The organism is Faecalimonas hominis (genome assembly GCF_054660755.1).
The window spans coordinates 1-17731 of record NZ_BAAHSH010000002.1; the positions used below are offsets into that span (position 1 = coordinate 1).

Sequence of the window (17731 nt, forward strand, 5' to 3'; positions counted from 1 at the left end):
ATTGGTTTCTAATCAATTTATTATTCACCCTATCAAGTTGCACATTGAATCTACATTCTATTCCAAAGCCATTCTATATCAGGAAAATGTCTTATTCAATTTTTCCAAGTGATAATGGCATAATATATATCACACCATGTAAAATGCGTTTTCGCCTTGTAAATACAGCGGTTTCCGCTTGTTAATGTATATTGTCTCTTGTTTTTTGTGCCCCCTGTTAGATAACGGGGGCTTGATAATCGCTCGCCACAGGCTGGTTCACTCCGTCGGTTTGCAAGATTTTGAGCGTATCTTCCACACAAACTGGGATTTGAATTATTGATTATTTGCAAGAAACTATTCTGTTTCAATTATTTTTTCTTGTACTGGTTTCCTTTCTTCTCTTTTTATCAGGGGTGGACGGTCTGTATATTTCACTGATGATATTCATCTATACCGTTTTTCAAATAGGCTTTCTATGGTTGACTTATCGCAATAAATGCAGAAAAAATCAACGGATAGTTGAAATGACCGATAATCTTCAGGAGGCATACTATATTTCTGAAATTCTTCAGAAACCGAAAGATTTGGAAAATCAGGCATATTATTATGCGCTGAAAAGGGCATGTAAGGCGATGAATGACAAAATCAGTGCTTTGACGGAAGAACAGGTGGAATATCAGGAATATGTGGAAAGTTTTGCCCACGAGATTAAAATACCAATCGGAGCATTGTCGCTGACTTTTGATAATGCGAGAGACTATTCGCTGAAGAAAGAAACGGATAAGATTTTTCAGTTGGTAGAGCAGATGCTGTATTATGCGAGAAGCGAAAATACAGAGAAAGATTATTTTGTCAAAGAGTTATCTTTAGATGAGATGATGCATCATGTTCTGTTGAAGTTTCGATATGTTTTGTTGGAAGAGAAAGTAACTCTGGATATTCACGATATGGAAAATACGGTGTATACAGATGAGAAATGGCTTCAGTTTATTCTCTCTCAAATATTACAGAATGCGGTAAAATATATGAACAAGGAAGAAAAAAGACTTGTCATCTACAGTGTCAGTCATGATGGAAATATTTCGCTTGTCATGGAAGATAACGGTTGCGGAATTAAACAGTCTGAATTGTCGAGAGTGTTTGAAAAAGGTTTTACAGGCTCAAACAGGAAAAAGACAAACGCCACGGGAATGGGATTGTATTTAGCGAAAAAACTGAGTGACAGACTGGGACTTCGGCTTCAGATTGATTCGGAGGAGGGAAAATATACGAGAGTGACAATTTTCTTTCCGAAAGGTTCCATACATTCTTTTTCTGAATAAATAGTTGCATAAAAAAATTCAAAAACAAAAATTGGAAAGAGAAAAATGAAATATTTCTTGCAAAATAGAAAAGATTGTTATACCATTAACATAGTAACTTAACAAAAGGAGAAAAACTATGAATCAGAAAAACGAAAAGAAAATTTTGTGGTACAGCCTTGCGTTTATGGCGTTTGGTGGTGTATGGGGATTCGGTAACGTTATCAACGGATTCTCAGAATACAATGGTTTGCAGGCAATCGTTGCATGGATAATTGTATTCGGTATTTACTTTGTACCATATGCGTTGATGGTAGGCGAACTTGGTTCAGCATTTAAAAATGCGAACGGTGGTGTAAGTTCATGGATTTCAGCAACTATGGGAAAAAGACTTGCATATTATGCCGGTTGGACATACTGGGTAGTGCATATGCCTTACATTTCACAGAAACCGAACTCAGCGGTTATTGCAACAAGTTGGATCATATTCCAGGACAACAGAGCAAGTGAGATGAATACGACAGTTATGCAGATTCTCTGTCTTGCTATTTTCTTCCTGGCATTATTCCTTGCATCTAAAGGTGTTTCCATGTTGAAGAAGATTTCTACACTTGCGGGAACAACAATGTTTATTATGTCTATCTTATACATTGTTTTAATGATGGCAGCGCCTGCGATTACAAATGCGCCATTATTAGAGATTGACTGGTCTGTGAAAACATTTATGCCGACATTCGACATGAAATTCTTTACAGGATTATCTATCCTTGTATTTGCGGTAGGTGGTTGTGAGAAATTCTCGCCATATGTAAACAAGACAAAAAATCCTGCGAAAGACTTTTCAAAAGGTATGATAGCGTTAGCTGTTATGGTTGCCGTATGTGCGATTTTAGGAACAATTTCCATGGGAATGATGTTTGACTCTAATAACATTCCTGAGGACCTTATGACAAACGGTGCTTACTACGCATTCCAGAAATTAGGTGATTACTATAAAGTAGGAAACTTATTCGTTATTTTATATGCGATTACACAGTTCCTCGGACAGTTCTCGGTTATGGTTATTTCCATCGATGCACCACTTTGTATGTTACTTGGAAACGCTGATGAGAACTATATTCCAAAATCAATGTTCAAACAGAACAAACATGGCGCTTATACAAACGGACATAAATTAGTAGCGGTAATCGTAAGTATCTTGATTATCATTCCTGCATTTGGTATTAAAAATGTAGACGTTTTAGTAAAATGGCTTGTAAAATTAAATTCCGTATGTATGCCATTACGTTACTTATGGGTATTTGTTGCTTACATTGCATTGAAAAAAGCGGGAGAAAAATTTGCTCCTGAATATAAATTCGTGAAGAATAAAACGGTTGGTATTATCTTTGGGGCATGGTGCTTTATCTTTACTGCAATTGCCTGCATCGGAGGTATTTACTCAGAGGATTTATTCCAGCTTACATTGAACATTCTCACACCATTTGTTCTTTTAGGATTAGGTGCAATTATGCCTATTCTTGCTAAGAAATCAAAAAAATAAGAGAAAAATAAATCGAAAAGGCGTATCCTGTTTTGTGGGATATGCCTTTTTTGAGCATAAAAGATGTGTTAAAATACAAAGGGTAGAAAGGAAAAAAGAAATGTTTAACATAGAGGAAGAATTAAAAAAGTTACCGGGCAGACCCGGAGTATATTTAATGCATGATGAAAAAGACGATATCATCTATGTGGGAAAGGCAATCAGCCTGAAGAACCGTGTGCGTCAATATTTTCAGAGCAGTCGGAATAAGGGGGCTAAGATAGAGCAGATGGTTACCCACATTTCCCGATTTGAATATATTGTGACGGATTCGGAACTGGAGGCGCTTGTATTAGAGTGTAATCTAATCAAAGAACACAGACCGAAATACAATACCATGCTGATGGACGATAAGACGTATCCCTTTATTAAAGTGACGGTGGAAGAAGACTATCCGAGAGTTCTGTTTGCCAGAGAGATAAAGAAAGATAAGGCAAAATATTTTGGTCCGTACACAAGCGCGGGGGCGGTGAAAGATACGATAGATTTAATCCGTAAACTTTACCATATACGAAGTTGTAACAGAAATCTGCCGAAGGACATTGGAAAAGAGCGCCCATGTCTGAATTATCATATTAAACAATGTTATGCGCCCTGCCAGGGCTATGTTTCAAAAGAAGAGTATAGGAAATCCGTGCAGCAGGCTCTGCGTTTTCTCGGTGGGGAATACGATAAGATTTTAAAAACACTGGAAGAAAAAATGGAGAAGGCGTCAGAAGAACTGGATTTTGAAAAGGCAATCGAATACAGGGAATTACTAAACAGCGTAAAGCAGATTGCTCAGAAGCAGAAAATAACAAACAGTGACGGGGAGGACAAAGATATTCTGGCCGTGGCAACGGAGGAGAATGATGCAGTGGTGCAGGTGTTTTTTATCCGCGGCGGAAGACTGATTGGGAGAGACCATTTCTATATGAAGATAAACGAAGGGGAACAAAAAAATGAGATTTTAGAAAATTTTATTAAACAGTTTTATGCAGGGACACCATATATTCCGCGTGAACTTATGGTGCAGGAAGAATTAAAAGAGAGTAGACTTTTGGAGGAATGGCTTACACAGAAGAGGGGACACAAAGTATATATTACGGTTCATCAGAAGGGGCAGAAAAAGAAACTGGTAGATTTGGCGGAGAAAAATGCAAAACTTGTTCTCTCCACAGACAAAGAAAGACTAAAAAGAGAAGAAGGAAGAACAATCGGCGCAGTAAAAGAAATAGAAAAACTGCTTGGTTTGTCAAATCTTGTCAGAATGGAAGCGTTTGATATTTCCAATACGAACGGGTTTAATTCCGTTGGCTCCATGATTGTCTATGAAAAAGGAAAGCCAAAACGAAATGATTATCGAAAATTCAAAATAAAAGGTGTGCAGGGAGCAGACGATTACGCAAGTATGGAAGAAGTGCTGACGAGAAGATTTGAGCATGGTATCAAAGAAAAAGAGGAAGGAAAAGAACTGGGAAGTTTTACCTCATTTCCGGATTTGATTATGATGGACGGTGGAAAAGGACAGGTCAATGTGGCGCTGCAGGTATTGAAACGATTACACTTAAATATTGCGGTCTGCGGTATGGTAAAAGATGATAATCACAGGACAAGAGGGTTATACTATAATAACGTGGAAATACCGATTGACAGAAACTCGGAAGCATTTCGTCTGATTACACGGATTCAGGACGAGGCACACCGATTTGCAATAGAATTTCACAGAAAACTGAGAGGACAGGGACAGGTTCACTCTATTTTAGATGATATTAAAGGAATAGGCCCGGCCAGAAGAAAAGATTTAATGAAACATTTCATGAGTTTAGATGCAATCAAAGAGGCGACGGTGGAAGAGTTGAAAAATTTACCGTCAATGAACGAAAAATCGGCTCAGGAAGTGTACAACTTTTTCCATAAATGATATACTAAGCAGAGTGAACATTTTAAATAGGAGGAGGAACTTTATGAGTTGCGCTGGAAGTGTCGGATTAGAAAAATTAGTTGAAAAAATGGAACTGAAAAATCTTACACCGGATATAGATATGACGGAGAGAGTTATTACGGTGCCGGACATTAACCGTCCTGCATTACAGTTGACAGGATTTTTTGACCACTTTGATTCAGAGCGTATTCAGGTGATTGGATACGTGGAATATACGTATTTAGAAAAGATGCCGGAAGAGAGAAAAGAAGTCATATACGAACAATTATTATCGTATGACATTCCATGTTTGATATATAGTACAAAAGTATATCCGGACGAGTTGATGTTGAAAAAGGCAAACGAGAAAAATATTCCGGTTTTTGCGACAGACAAAAAAACGTCTGCATTTATGGCGGAGGCGATACGCTGGCTGAATGTGGAACTTGCACCTTGCATCTCCATTCACGGTGTTTTAGTTGACGTATATGGTGTCGGAGTATTGATTATGGGAGAAAGCGGTATCGGAAAAAGCGAAGCGGCTTTGGAATTAATTAAGAGAGGACATCGACTTGTAACGGACGACGTTGTCGAAATTAGAAAAGTCAGTGATGAAACTCTTGTCGGTACAGCGCCGGATATTACAAGACATTTAATCGAGTTGCGCGGTATTGGAATCGTTGACGTAAAAATGCTTTTCGGTGTGCAGAGTGTAAAAGAAACGCAGAATATTGACCTTGTTATCACTCTGGAAGATTGGAACAAGGAAAAAGAATACGACAGACTTGGATTGGAAGAAGAGTACACGGAATTCCTCGGAAATAAGGTGGTATGTCATTCCATTCCGATTCGTCCGGGAAGAAACCTTGCCATTATCGTAGAGTCTGCATCAGTTAACCACAGACAGAAACAGATGGGCTACAATGCAGCACAGGAATTGTACAGAAGAGTACAGGAAAATTTAACGCAGAAGAAATAGGAGAGAGAAAATGAGATATTGTTTTGGAGTTGACATTGGAGGAACTACGGTTAAAATGGGGGTGTTCCATTTTGACGGAACTTTGATAGAAAAGTGGGAAATTGAAACGAGAAAAGAAAATCACGGAGAAATGATTCTTCCTGATGTGGCAGATTCGATTCGAGAAAAAATGGAAAATCACAACTTGGATAAAGAAGCAGTTCTGGGAGTCGGCGTGGGGATACCTGCCCCGGTTACAGAAGCGGGGGTTGTACAGGCAACTGCCAATTTAGGTTGGGGATACAAAGAAGTAAAACACGAATTGGAAACATTGGTGGGAATTCCCGTAAAAGTTGGAAATGATGCTAATGTAGCCGCTTTGGGCGAGATGTGGAAAGGCGGCGGATTCGGCCACAAAAACATGGTTATGGTAACGCTCGGGACAGGAGTCGGCGGAGGAATTATTTCCAACGGACATATGGTAGTCGGTGGACATGGAGCCGGCGGGGAAATCGGACATATCTGTGTTAATTACGAAGAAACAGAAAAATGCGGCTGCGGAAACAGAGGCTGTTTGGAGCAGTATGCGTCTGCTACGGGGATTGTAAGACTTGCAAAAAAACGTCTTGCAGAAAATGATGATGAAACTGTATTACGCAATGAAGAAGTCAGTGCAAAAACAGTGTTTGATGCGGTAAAAGAAAATGATGCAGTTGCCATAGAGATTGCAAAAGAATTTGGAAAATATTTAGGTTATGCGTTGGCAAATCTGGCAGCAGCAGTTGATCCTGAAATAGTCGTTATCGGTGGAGGAGTTTCAAAAGCCGGAACAATTCTTTTGGACTACATTACAGAATCATTTATGGAAAGAGTATTTTTTGCCAATAAAGAATGTCGATTTGAGTTGGCAAGACTGGGAAATGATGCGGGAATTTATGGAGCAGCGAAATTAATTCTTGAATAAGCGTGAAAAAAGGACGTAGGTTTTTATAAAACCTACGTCCTTTTTGCTACTACGGTACTGTCGGAGGAACAGGCTGTTCCTGATTTGAATCAGAATTGCCGTCCCCGGAATTATTACTGTTATCGGTGCTGTCAGAACCGTTCCCGTTGTCTGTTCCACTGTTTTCAGGCTGTGTTGCGGTCGTATCATTTCCATCTGAGAAATCACCATTTTCATCTTGATTTGTGTTTTCATCTTCAGATGATGTTATTCCGCCTACAGAACCCGGATAACCGGAATGGCTTGAACAAACTTTATCTGAGCCGCCATCTAATGCTATATATTCCATATGATATGGACAAGAAGAGGAAGCGACTTTACCGGAAATAGAACATACCTTTTTCTTTGCCACGGTATCCGGCACTTCAAAGTCTTTGTATGGAAGGTTCTTATGGATTCTTGACATAATTCCTTTCCATAATTTTTGGTTATAGTTTCCGCTCGGAAGTTCTTTATTATCGTCAAAACCAACCCACACAGAACAGGTATAGTAAGGAGTAAATCCACAGAACCAAATATCAACACGGGAAGTAGTTGTACCGGTTTTACCTGCAACAGGCATATTGGTAAGGGCTGCCTGTTTACCTGTTCCCTGTTTTACGACATCTTCCATTGCACTTGTCAGAAGATAAGCGGTAGATTTACGCAGAGCAGTTCTTGAGTTGCTCGTATTATCAATAAGAACATTTCCCTCGTGGTCTAAAATTTTCGTATAGAAGATAGGTGTATTATAAACACCGCCGTTAGCAATGGCGGCATAAGCACCCGTCATTTCCAGATTGTAGACACCGTCAGTGATACCGCCGAGGGCTGTTGGAAGCTGTAAATCACTATATACTTTTCCGTTGATTTTTTTTGACTTAACTAAAGTTGAAATTCCTAATTTCTCGGAGTATTCAAATCCGAGTTGAGGAGTTATTTCCTCAAAAGTTTTAAGAGCACTGATGTTGACGGAATCTTGAATGGCAGTTCTCATTGTAACATTACCCTTGAAACCATTGTAGGCGTTCTTGTAAGATTTTCCGTTTCTTTCAAAAGGCTCATCTTTTGTTACTGTTCCTAAAGACTGACCTGCGCTGTCCAAAGCAGGGGCATAAACTGCAACAATTTTAAATGCAGATCCGGGTTGTCTGAGTGATCCGGTTGCACGGTTCAGGCTTCGGCTGGATTGTTTTTTACCGCGTCCGCCCACGAGCGCTTTCACTTCTCCCGTATATTGATCCATAATAACTGCAGATGCCTGTGGCTGCGGCGAAAAGAGGATTTTTTCATCATATTTATCGCCTTCCTGTGCAATAGACGCTTTAAATGCCTCTATACGAGCCTTCGCTTTTTCCTCGGAAGTGAAAAGCAATCCCTGTTTATCGTTATATTTTTCTTTTCCAAATTTTTTGAGATGACCGGAACTGTAGTTTTCCTGTGTGCCGTCTTTTCTTGTGACGGTCAGGGCGTATTCAACTCCCGTATACACAGATGAAGGATAGTTACTGTCGTCATTCATTTCTTCATCGGCAATTTTCTGAATTTCAGCGTCCTGCGTAGCGTAAATCGTCAAACCTCCACTGTAAAGAGCGTTAATTGCCTGCGTTTCGGAATAACCCGGATAACCCGGATCGGTGCGCTGCAAATCCTCGATAACCTGATCAGCAAGAGCATCAATAAAATAGGAATCTACATCAGAGCCTGCAAGTTGGGTATTTACATTCTGAATGCGGGCATATACGTCGTCAGCCAGCGCTTCATCATATTCTGCCTGTGAAATACATTCCTGCTCTAACATTTTTGTAAGAACCTTTTTGCGGCGCTCTTTATTTTTCTCAGGGTTTGTCACAGGGTTAAATGTGCTTGGATTTTGAGTGATTCCCGCAATTGTGGCACATTCCGACAAGGTTAATTCGGAAACATCTTTGTTAAAATAGCGTTTGGAAGCGGCTTGTACACCCAAAGTGTTTTGGCCGAGGTTGATGGTATTCATATAATTTTCCAAAATTAAATCTTTATCCATCTGTTTTTCAATTTCCAAAGCCAAATATTGTTCCTGAATTTTACGCTCAAGGCTTTCAAAAAAGCCGTTTTCGTTTACAAAATCAGGAAAGACTGTATTCTTAATTAACTGCTGTGTGATTGTACTGGCACCTTCTGAAAAATGCCCACTGGTTAGTCCGACAACCCCTGCACGAACGATTCCCTTTAGATCGATCCCTTTATGTTGATAAAAACGTTCATCTTCAATGGCGACAAAAGCCTGGCGGAGATGAACCGGAATCTCATCAAGTGTTTTGTATACACGGTTGGAGCCGGAAGAAACAAATTTCTCAATTTCATTTCCGTCTTTATCCACAACAAATGTTGTGTATCCCGTAGGTTTTACGTTCGCAGGAGAGATATTTGGTGCGTTATCAATAGTTTTCTTTACGAAGAAACCGGCACCGATAATACCGACAATCCCAATGATTACAATACAAAGTATAACGGATTTAAAAAGGCGGGAGAAAATTCGTTTCTTTTGCATATTTGCTTTAGAGGTGATTTCCCGCTGCTTTTTTGAAGCGTTCTTTTTTCCATAATTCATGAGTTTTGCCTCCTTTTACCATGATATTATATCAAATAACCAATTTTAAATAAAGCGAAAAATAAAAAGTTCATAAATAGTAGGAAAAACTTAAGAAAATCTTGTGGATAAGAAGAAATTCTTTTATAGTAATAGTATTCAGGACGAATAAGTATTTATATCAGGAAAAGGTGAAAATGAATATGTTAGCAGAATATAAAACAGTATACACAGGCGGAGAGGCTGAAATTGTGGAGAAAAAATCAAGATTTATTGCAACCGTTCAGCCGATAAAAACAGAGGAGGAGGCGCTGGAGTTTATCGAAAAAGTGAGAAAACAGCATTGGAGCGCCACTCACAACTGTTTTGCGTATACAGCCGGAGAGAGATTTGAGGTACAGCGCTGTAGTGATGACGGAGAACCAAACGGAACAGCGGGAAAACCAATGCTCGATGTTCTTTTGGGAGAAAAAATTCACAATATCGCAGTTGTTGTTACAAGGTATTTTGGCGGTACACTTCTTGGCACGGGAGGTTTGGTTCGTGCCTATTCAAAGGCGACACAGGAAGGAATTTCTGCCAGTAAGATTATAACCAAAATGTACGGGTGTAAACTGGAAATTACTACGGATTATACGGGACTGGGGAAAATACAGTACATTTTAGGTCAGAGGGGGATAACTGTTCTGCAGTCCACATATACGGAAAAGGTTGTTTTGGAAGTGCTTGTTCCAAAAGAGGAAGAAGTGCTGACCGGTGAGATTGTGGAAGGCACAAACGGGCAGGCACTTATCGAAAAAGGGGAAGAATGTTATTTTGCAAAGATAGATGGAGAAATGGTCATTTTTCAGGAGTAGAAGGAGATAATATATGGAAATTGAACATATAGCAATGTATGTAAAAGACTTGGAGCGGACGAGAGAGTTTTTTGAAAAGTATTTTGGAGCGGTTTCAAATAAAAAATATCACAATATTAAAACGGATTTTCAATCGTATTTTTTATCGTTTGATGATGGAGCAAGGTTAGAAATCATGCACAGACCTTCTATGGACGATGCGGAGAAGACGTTTGCAAGAACAGGATTTATTCACCTTGCCTTTCGTGTGGGAAGCAGAGAAAAAGTGAATGAATTAACGGAGAAACTGCGAAAAGATGGATTTGAAGTTATGAGCGGTCCTCGTACAACGGGGGACGGATATTATGAGAGTTGCATTATAGGTATAGAAAATAATCAGATTGAAATCACATTATGACTGAGAAAGAAAAAATGAAGAGACAAATGCTGTATGACGCGAATAATGATACGGAATTATTGCAGGAAAGAAAAGTTGCGAAAGATTTGTGTTATGAATATAATCAGTTGCGACCTTCTGATGAAGAAAATCAGATGAAAATTATAAAATCACTTTTAGGAAAAACAAAAGAAAAGTTTTGTATTATTGCACCGTTTTGGTGTGATTATGGGTATAACATAGAAATTGGAGAGAACTTTTTTGCGAATCATAATACAGTGATTTTAGACGGTGGGAAAGTTGTTTTTGGGGATAATGTTTTTGTAGGTCCAAATTGTGGATTCTATACGGCAGGACACCCGATTGATTTTGAGAGAAGAAATACGGGATTGGAATATGCCCGTCCGATTACCGTTGGCGATAATGTATGGATTGGTGCGGGGGTACATGTGATGCCGGGAGTCCGCATAGGGAATAATGTTGTCATTGGTGGTGGAAGTGTTGTTGTAAAAGATATACCGGACAATTCGATGGCAGTGGGAAATCCATGCAGAGTGATACGGGAGATTACAGAAGAAGACAGTAAGGAAAAGAGCCTTCGCATTTAGTTTGCGAAGGCTCTTTAAAAAGGGGGTACTATTGGAATTCCGGTTCAATTAAACCAAATGAACCGTCCTTACGTTTATAAACTACATTTACCTGTTCTGTTTCTGCATTGCTGAATACAAAGAAGTTATGTCCTAATAAATCCATTTGCATACAAGCATCTTCAGGGAACATCGGTTTGATACCGAATCGTTTTGTACGAACAATTTTAATCTCGTTGGTGTCGGCCGTATCATCTTCCGATTCAAAGAAAGCCTGATTAAAATTACCGCCTGCCTGATGTCTTGCCACTAATTTATTTTTGTATTTACGAAGTTGTCTTTCAATAACTTCCTCTACCAAATCGATGGATACATACATATCGCTGCTTACCTGCTCCGAACGAATGATGTCTTTTTTAACAGGAATAGTAACCTCAATTTTTTGACGTTCTTTTTCTACACTAAGTGTTACAATAATTTCCGTGTCAGGAGTGAAGTACCTTTCTAATTTGCCGAGTTTATGCTCGATAGTTTCTTTTAAACCTGGTGTTACCTCAATGTTTTTTCCGCTAATAATAAATTTCATGCTGTCCAACTCCTTTTCGATATATTGTACAAAGGATAGTTTGTACTATGGATATATTATACATAAAAACCGAGAAGAATGCAACAAAAAGAAAGATAAAAATATTAAATAAAAATAAAAGACTGACAATTAAAAGTCAGTCTTTTAGATTATTTGATTGAGCGAATGACTTCCACACGGGAGATTTCTCCCTTATGCATTTTTGCAACGCGAAGTCCTAAATTAGAAAAGTAGGCACATGCACCCACGCCGACATCTTCCTGATGTTTATCTAACTGTCGTACAATCACATCGCGGAGAGTATCTCCTTCCTCAAAAGGTATGTTCACATGAATCAGTCTGTTGACAAGAAAGACTTTCTGCGTTGCACGAAAAAGTATTTTTTCTGCTTCGTCAAATTCACAGAAAAGGAATTTTCTTGTTGCAAACAGAACAGCTATGGCAACTACACCGATAAGACTGTTTAGCGGAGAGCCGTGTTCGATAATTACCTGTCGTGCGATGGCGAAAAGTAACACTTCAAATACAGTTCCCGGTCTGTGCGTGTATACCATACGAATCAATTCTACCCCGATAATCAGGTTAAAACAGTTTTCCAACAGATCCTCATAATTTGGAGAAACTTCCAAATTTGGAATGTGAATCAGGTCGAGAGTAAGTCTTGCCGAGAGCAAAATGATACCCACGGCAAGAAGAAAAGCGATAAATATTTCCATTGCAGTTGCCAGTTTCTTTAAAATAGCAGATAGATATTTTGTCATAGAAAACCCTCTTTTTCTCTTTTCTTTTATTCTATCTAATCTATGCTTTTCTGTAAAGAAAATTTATTTACCCGGTTGAAACAGTATGGATAGAGGACGAGAATCCATAGTACAAGAATAAAGTATTCTGCCATTTTTGAGAAAATACTCTCACCGATAAGAAAAGGCAGAAAAGATTTTATCAATAGAGCAATTAAAAGTCCGATGATTACTTTAAGAACCTGTGTGTAAATGTGCTTTGTCTTTACGTCAAACTGCAGATAAGTCTGTTCAATATACCAACCCACCGCAAATCCGATACCGGCTCCACATGCTTTCAGACAGTCGGCAGCATATTTATAGTCGATTGTATCTGTATGCAGAAGAAAAAGTGTGTATATGGAAATTAGGGCGGCAAGACAGATTAAACAGAAGACAATTCGTTTCCAGTAGCATTCCATATCCAAAAGAATATGGGAGAAATGTGTAATCAGCCATGCAAAAAACAGGGAAATACCCATAGAAACAAGCACGTCTTTTGGCGTGTGTACTCCTAAATACATACGGGAAAATCCCACAAGTAAAAATGCACATACGCACAAAAAAGAAAGAATCCGCTTTTTCGTGTGAAAGGCAATGGGAGCAAAAAGAGAGGTTGCCCCCTGTGTATGTCCGCTTGGGAAGGAATATCCGGTAGCAGCGGGAACAGCACTTTCTACAGGGTGAAAGTTAGGGTCAATTACCCACGGTCTGGGAATGCGAAATGTGATTTTTAATGTCTGGACACAAAGTCCTGCGGTAAAGTAAGTAAATCCCAAGATATAAGCAAAGCGTTTATTTACACACCAATAAAGCGTGCAGATAAACGCAATGATTAAAAGTTCCTGCCCAAAATACGTAACAAATTGAAAAATCTTATTGAAAAGAGGGGAGCGAATCCCCTTGAGTAATCTTAAAAAATCCACTATTTTGCTCCTCTTTTTCTCATTTTAGAATCAAGAATCTTTTTGCGGATACGCAATGTTTTCGGAGTAACTTCAAGTAATTCATCTGTGTCAATAAAGTCTAAAGCCTCCTCCAAACTTAAAATACGTGGAGTTGTCAGTTTTAGAGCATCGTCAGAGCCTGAAGAACGGGTGTTTGTCAGATGTTTTGTTTTGCATACATTTAATTCAATGTCCTCTGCCTTTCCGTTCTGACCGATAACCATACCGGAATAAACTTTTTCACCGGGTCCGATAAATAAAGTTCCTCGTTCCTGAGCGCTGAAAAGACCGTATGTTACGGATTCCCCTGTTTCAAAGGCGATAAGAGAACCTTGTTTGCGGTACTGAATATCTCCTTTATATGGGGCATATCCTTCGAATGCCGTATTTAAAATACCGTTTCCTTTTGTATCTGTCATAAATTCACCACGGTAACCGATAAGTCCGCGGGCCGGAATAGAAAATTCCAACCGTGTATAACCTCCGTTTGATGCACTCATGTTCTGGAGTTCACCTTTTCTCTGGCTTAATTTGTCGATAACCGTTCCGGTAAATTCATCAGGAACATCAATGTAAGCAGTTTCGATTGGCTCTAACAGTTTGCCTTTCTCGTCTTTTTTATATAATACTTCCGCCTTACTTACGGCAAACTCGTATCCTTCACGACGCATGTTTTCGATTAACACGGATAAATGAAGTTCGCCACGTCCTGATACGCGGAAACTGTCGGCGTTTTCAGATTCTTCCACGCGAAGACTTACGTCCGTGTTTAATTCTCTGAAAAGGCGTTCCCTTAAATGACGTGAGGTTACATATTTTCCTTCCTGTCCGGCAAAAGGACTGTCGTTTACAATAAATTGCATGGCGATAGTCGGCTCGGAAATTTTCTGGAATGGAATCGCAACAGGATTTTCCGGTGAGCAAAGCGTATCTCCGATAGCAATGTCGGAAATTCCTGAGATGGCAACGATTGAACCGATGCCGGCTTCTTTTACTTCCACTTTATTTAATCCGTCAAATTCATATAATTTACTGATTTTTACTTTTTTCTGTTTGTCAGGTTCGTGGGCGTTTACAACAACCATATCCTGATTTACGGAAATAGTACCGTTATCAACTTTTCCCACACCGATACGTCCGACATATTCATTATAGTCGATTGTACTGATCAATACCTGTGTATCCGCATCAGGATCGCCTTCCGGAGCAGGAATGTAGTCCAAGATTGTTTCAAACAATGGAACCATGTTTTTCGGATCGTCAGTTAAATCTAAAATAGCGTGTCCTGCTTTTGCAGAAGCGTAGATAAACGGACAGTCTAACTGTTCGTCGGAAGCGTCCAAGTCCATGAAAAGTTCCAAAATTTCATCGATAACTTCGTCAGGGCGTGCTTCAGGACGGTCAATTTTGTTGATGCAAACGATAACCGGAAGTTGTAATTCCAACGCTTTGCGAAGAACAAATTTCGTCTGAGGCATTGCACCTTCAAAAGCATCTACAACAAGGATAACACCATTTACCATTTTTAATACACGTTCTACCTCTCCGCCGAAGTCAGCGTGTCCCGGTGTGTCAATGATATTAATTTTTGTATCTTTATAATATACGGCAGTATTTTTCGCAAGAATAGTAATCCCACGTTCACGTTCGATGTCATTGGAGTCCATAACACGTTCCGCAACTTCCTGATTTTCACGGAATACACCGCTTTGTTTTAATAACTCGTCAACGAGAGTTGTTTTCCCGTGGTCTACATGGGCGATAATGGCAATGTTTCTTATATCTTCTCTTTTGGTTTTCATTATAAGTTACCTTCTTTCTTTTATCAAAAGCCAACTATTTGGCTTATTAGCAAATTACAACTTATACAGTTTATCACATTATCGTTAGATTACAAGGGTTTTGAAGGAAAAATGTCGATTTTAGTTGTCGAGAAAAGGCATACGGTTTTCGGGGAAATATGGTCTTAAAAGAAAAATTGGGGAATAAGATAGTATAGACAAGAAAATACGACGAAGAGGAAGGGAGAATTACAAATTATGTCGGATAAGGTTATTGAAAACAATCAAGTTACAATTATGGGAGAGGTAGTATCTGAATTTACTTTCAGCCATGAAGTGTTTGGTGAAGGATTTTATATGGTGGAAGTTTTGGTGAGAAGACTGAGTAACTCAGATGACAGAATCCCATTGATGGTTTCAGAAAGACTTATTGATGTGACACAGGATTATCGCGGAGAATATATTATGGTAAATGGTCAGTTCCGCTCATATAACAGACACGAGGAGGACAGAAACCGACTTGTACTGTCTGTGTTTGCAAGAGAAATCTCATTTGTGGAAGAGGAATTGGACGGAGCAAAAACAAATAATATTTTGTTGGACGGATATATCTGTAAGGCGCCGGTTTACAGAAAAACACCGCTTGGCAGGGAAATCGCGGATTTATTGCTGGCGGTCAACAGACCATACGGAAAATCGGATTACATACCGTGTATCTGTTGGGGAAGAAATGCAAGATATGCATCTTCTTTTGAGGTTGGAGAACATGTTCAGGTTCTCGGACGTATTCAGAGCAGAGAATACGTGAAAAAACTATCGGAGGTGGAAACGGAAAAACGTGTTGCCTATGAGGTATCTGTCAGCAAATTAGAATGTGTTGGAGAATAGAAAATGAAATCTGTTTTTATCGGTTCGGGGGTTGCCCTTGTAACACCGTTTCGCAAAGACGGAAGCATCAATGAAGAAATGCTGGAAGAATTGGTGGAATACCACTGTGAGAATCAGACAGATGCGCTTATTATTTGCGGAACGACAGGGGAATCTGCTACTTTGTCAGAAGAAGAAAGGCTCTTCTGTATAAGAAGGGCGGTAGAATTTGCCAAAGGAAGAGTACCGATTATAGCGGGGACGGGAACAAACTGTACGCAGACTACAGTGCAATTATCAAAGGAAGCGGAAAACTGCGGTGCGGACGGCGTACTTGTTGTAACCCCCTATTATAATAAACCTACGCAGCGAGGTTTGATAGCACACTATGGAAAAAATGCTGAAAATATAAGAATTCCAATTATTCTATATAACGTAGGAAGCAGAACCGGCTGCAATATAGAGCCGGAAACGGTTGCCCAACTGATGAAAAATGAAGAAAATATTGTGGCGATAAAAGAAGCGTCGGGCAATATTTCGCAGGTGGCAAGAATTATGGAACTTACAGAAGGAAAAACAGACATATATGCGGGGAACGATAATCAGATTGTTCCGGTATTATCACTTGGCGGAAAGGGAGTGATTTCCGTTCTTGCCAACATAGCGCCTAAAGAAGTGCATAAAATATGCGAAAACTTTCTGTCAGGAAACATAAAGGAAAGCTGTGCATTGCAACTGAAAGCGCTTCCTTTAATTCGTCAGTTGTTTTGTGAAGTAAACCCGATTCCAATTAAAAAAGCGTTATCACTTATGGGTAAAGATGTGGGTGGACTTAGAATGCCTTTGTTAGAATTGGAGGAGGAAAAAGAGAGGACGCTCGCCCGTATTATGTGTGAGTATGGTATAGAATTATCAGGGGAAGGAAATATATGGTTGACATAATTTTGCATGGTTGTAACGGTAAAATGGGTGAAATCGTTACGATGCTTGCCGGAAAAGACGAAGAAGTACAAATTGTGGCAGGTGTGGACAAATGCGGAAGTAAAGAGAGGGCATATCCTGTATTTGACAGTCTGTGGGAGTGCGGGGTAAAGGCAGATGCGGTGATTGATTTTTCACATTCCGCAGGGATAGAAGAACTGCTAAATGTCTGTGAAAAAAGGTCGCTTCCACTTGTTCTTTGTACGACAGGTCTGTCCCAGGAACAACAGAAAAAAATAGAAAAATCTTCCGGAAAGTTTCCTATATTACAGTCGGCAAATATGTCTTTGGGCATCACGGTGCTTTTGGGACTGTTAAAAACGTTGGGGAAAGAATTGATTCCGAGGGGATATGATGTGGAAATCATTGAAAAACATCATCGGTATAAAAAGGACGCTCCAAGCGGGACTGCTCTTGCATTAAGGAAGGCGGTGGGAGAGGAAAATATACCGATTACTTCCGTGCGATGCGGAAAGATAGTGGGAGAACACGAAGTTATTTTCGCAGGGGAAGATGAAGTGATTGAAATAAAACACACGGCGTATTCTAAAACTATTTTTGCAAAAGGAGCGTTGGAGGCGGCAAAATTTTTGCCGGGGCAGAAAAATGGGTTATATACAATAAAAGATGTTTTCTTATAAAAATGGTAAAATTTCCCTAAGTCAAAATGTGTATAGAAAAAAATGATTT

16 protein-coding genes are annotated in these 17731 nt (G+C 39.4%); 11 read left to right on the forward strand and 5 right to left on the reverse strand.

Annotated features, from left to right (window positions below; translation table 11 throughout):
* Window positions 1-506 precede the first annotated feature (506 nt).
* From ACYQ35_RS00095 to ACYQ35_RS00115, 5 genes are all read left to right on the forward strand, one after another.
* The gene (locus ACYQ35_RS00095) at window positions 507-1304 is read left to right on the forward strand and encodes an ATP-binding protein (protein ID WP_459828963.1); all 798 of its coding nucleotides are present in this window, start codon (window positions 507-509) and stop codon (window positions 1302-1304) included.
* A 118-nt stretch (window positions 1305-1422) separates the two neighbouring features.
* Window positions 1423-2826, forward strand: a complete 1404-nt coding sequence (locus ACYQ35_RS00100; RefSeq protein WP_009460400.1) for an APC family permease — start codon at window positions 1423-1425, stop codon at window positions 2824-2826.
* A gap of 100 nt (window positions 2827-2926) precedes the next feature.
* Complete coding sequence (uvrC, locus tag ACYQ35_RS00105) at window positions 2927-4768, forward strand: excinuclease ABC subunit UvrC (RefSeq protein ID WP_459828967.1); 1842 nt, start codon at window positions 2927-2929, stop codon at window positions 4766-4768.
* A 43-nt stretch (window positions 4769-4811) separates the two neighbouring features.
* A complete protein-coding gene (gene hprK, locus ACYQ35_RS00110; RefSeq protein WP_009460402.1) occupies window positions 4812-5747 on the forward strand; it encodes an HPr(Ser) kinase/phosphatase in 936 nt (311 codons plus the stop codon).
* A 10-nt stretch (window positions 5748-5757) separates the two neighbouring features.
* The gene (locus tag ACYQ35_RS00115; RefSeq protein ID WP_459828971.1) at window positions 5758-6690 is read left to right on the forward strand and encodes an ROK family glucokinase; all 933 of its coding nucleotides are present in this window, start codon (window positions 5758-5760) and stop codon (window positions 6688-6690) included.
* Between the two features lie 49 nt (window positions 6691-6739).
* On the opposite strand, the gene ACYQ35_RS00120 is transcribed toward ACYQ35_RS00115, so the two are convergent.
* A complete protein-coding gene (locus ACYQ35_RS00120) occupies window positions 6740-9301 on the reverse strand; it encodes a transglycosylase domain-containing protein (RefSeq protein WP_009460404.1) in 2562 nt (853 codons plus the stop codon).
* 182 nt (window positions 9302-9483) lie between these two features.
* Here ACYQ35_RS00120 and ACYQ35_RS00125 point away from each other — a divergent pair, with 182 nt between their 5' ends.
* The 3 genes from ACYQ35_RS00125 to ACYQ35_RS00135 are packed head-to-tail and all read left to right on the forward strand — an operon-like array spanning window position 9484 to window position 11121.
* A complete protein-coding gene (locus tag ACYQ35_RS00125) occupies window positions 9484-10137 on the forward strand; it encodes a YigZ family protein (protein WP_459829019.1) in 654 nt (217 codons plus the stop codon).
* 13 nt (window positions 10138-10150) lie between these two features.
* Entirely contained in the window at window positions 10151-10534 is a 384-nt protein-coding gene (locus tag ACYQ35_RS00130) for a VOC family protein (protein WP_009460406.1), read from the forward strand.
* Entirely contained in the window at window positions 10531-11121 is a 591-nt protein-coding gene (locus tag ACYQ35_RS00135) for a sugar O-acetyltransferase (RefSeq protein ID WP_459828976.1), read from the forward strand. Before ACYQ35_RS00130 ends, ACYQ35_RS00135 begins: the two co-directional genes overlap by 4 nt.
* A gap of 28 nt (window positions 11122-11149) precedes the next feature.
* On the opposite strand, the gene hpf is transcribed toward ACYQ35_RS00135, so the two are convergent.
* From hpf to typA, 4 genes are all read right to left on the reverse strand, one after another.
* Entirely contained in the window at window positions 11150-11686 is a 537-nt protein-coding gene (hpf, locus tag ACYQ35_RS00140; protein ID WP_009460408.1) for a ribosome hibernation-promoting factor, HPF/YfiA family, read from the reverse strand.
* A 149-nt stretch (window positions 11687-11835) separates the two neighbouring features.
* Complete coding sequence (locus ACYQ35_RS00145) at window positions 11836-12447, reverse strand: phosphate-starvation-inducible PsiE family protein (RefSeq protein WP_009460409.1); 612 nt, start codon at window positions 12445-12447, stop codon at window positions 11836-11838.
* Between the two features lie 35 nt (window positions 12448-12482).
* On the reverse strand, window positions 12483-13391 hold the full coding sequence (locus ACYQ35_RS00150) for a phosphatase PAP2 family protein (RefSeq protein ID WP_459828980.1): 909 nt from the start codon (window positions 13389-13391) through the stop codon (window positions 12483-12485).
* Entirely contained in the window at window positions 13391-15214 is a 1824-nt protein-coding gene (gene typA / locus ACYQ35_RS00155; protein ID WP_009460411.1) for a translational GTPase TypA, read from the reverse strand. Before typA ends, ACYQ35_RS00150 begins: the two co-directional genes overlap by 1 nt.
* 237 nt (window positions 15215-15451) lie before the next feature.
* On the opposite strand from typA, the gene ACYQ35_RS00160 reads away from it, so the two are divergent.
* Genes ACYQ35_RS00160 through ACYQ35_RS00170 form a run of 3 tightly spaced genes read left to right on the forward strand, consistent with a single transcriptional unit; the run spans window position 15452 to window position 17682 of the window.
* Window positions 15452-16081, forward strand: a complete 630-nt coding sequence (locus ACYQ35_RS00160) for a single-stranded DNA-binding protein (RefSeq protein ID WP_009460412.1) — start codon at window positions 15452-15454, stop codon at window positions 16079-16081.
* Window positions 16082-16084: 3 nt separating this feature from the next.
* Window positions 16085-17002 (forward strand): 4-hydroxy-tetrahydrodipicolinate synthase, encoded by a 918-nt coding sequence (gene dapA / locus ACYQ35_RS00165; protein WP_459828984.1) that lies wholly within the window; start codon window positions 16085-16087, stop codon window positions 17000-17002.
* Complete coding sequence (locus tag ACYQ35_RS00170; protein WP_459828987.1) at window positions 16990-17682, forward strand: 4-hydroxy-tetrahydrodipicolinate reductase; 693 nt, start codon at window positions 16990-16992, stop codon at window positions 17680-17682. Before dapA ends, ACYQ35_RS00170 begins: the two co-directional genes overlap by 13 nt.
* The last annotated feature ends 49 nt before the right edge of the window (window positions 17683-17731 follow it).

Excerpts from the sequence above, each read along its gene's own strand:
- ACYQ35_RS00095 (WP_459828963.1), top strand. The coding sequence starts at position 507 with ATGACCGATAATCTTCAGGAGGCATACTATATTTCTGAAATTCTTCAG.
- ACYQ35_RS00100 (WP_009460400.1), top strand. The coding sequence starts at position 1,423 with ATGAATCAGAAAAACGAAAAGAAAATTTTGTGGTACAGCCTTGCGTTT.
- uvrC (WP_459828967.1), top strand. The coding sequence starts at position 2,927 with ATGTTTAACATAGAGGAAGAATTAAAAAAGTTACCGGGCAGACCCGGA.
- hprK (WP_009460402.1), top strand. The coding sequence starts at position 4,812 with ATGAGTTGCGCTGGAAGTGTCGGATTAGAAAAATTAGTTGAAAAAATG.
- ACYQ35_RS00115 (WP_459828971.1), top strand. The coding sequence starts at position 5,758 with ATGAGATATTGTTTTGGAGTTGACATTGGAGGAACTACGGTTAAAATG.
- ACYQ35_RS00120 (WP_009460404.1), bottom strand. The coding sequence starts at position 9,301 with ATGAATTATGGAAAAAAGAACGCTTCAAAAAAGCAGCGGGAAATCACC.
- ACYQ35_RS00125 (WP_459829019.1), top strand. The coding sequence starts at position 9,484 with ATGTTAGCAGAATATAAAACAGTATACACAGGCGGAGAGGCTGAAATT.
- ACYQ35_RS00130 (WP_009460406.1), top strand. The coding sequence starts at position 10,151 with ATGGAAATTGAACATATAGCAATGTATGTAAAAGACTTGGAGCGGACG.
- ACYQ35_RS00135 (WP_459828976.1), top strand. The coding sequence starts at position 10,531 with ATGACTGAGAAAGAAAAAATGAAGAGACAAATGCTGTATGACGCGAAT.
- hpf (WP_009460408.1), bottom strand. The coding sequence starts at position 11,686 with ATGAAATTTATTATTAGCGGAAAAAACATTGAGGTAACACCAGGTTTA.
- ACYQ35_RS00145 (WP_009460409.1), bottom strand. The coding sequence starts at position 12,447 with ATGACAAAATATCTATCTGCTATTTTAAAGAAACTGGCAACTGCAATG.
- typA (WP_009460411.1), bottom strand. The coding sequence starts at position 15,214 with ATGAAAACCAAAAGAGAAGATATAAGAAACATTGCCATTATCGCCCAT.
- ACYQ35_RS00160 (WP_009460412.1), top strand. The coding sequence starts at position 15,452 with ATGTCGGATAAGGTTATTGAAAACAATCAAGTTACAATTATGGGAGAG.
- dapA (WP_459828984.1), top strand. The coding sequence starts at position 16,085 with ATGAAATCTGTTTTTATCGGTTCGGGGGTTGCCCTTGTAACACCGTTT.
- ACYQ35_RS00170 (WP_459828987.1), top strand. The coding sequence starts at position 16,990 with ATGGTTGACATAATTTTGCATGGTTGTAACGGTAAAATGGGTGAAATC.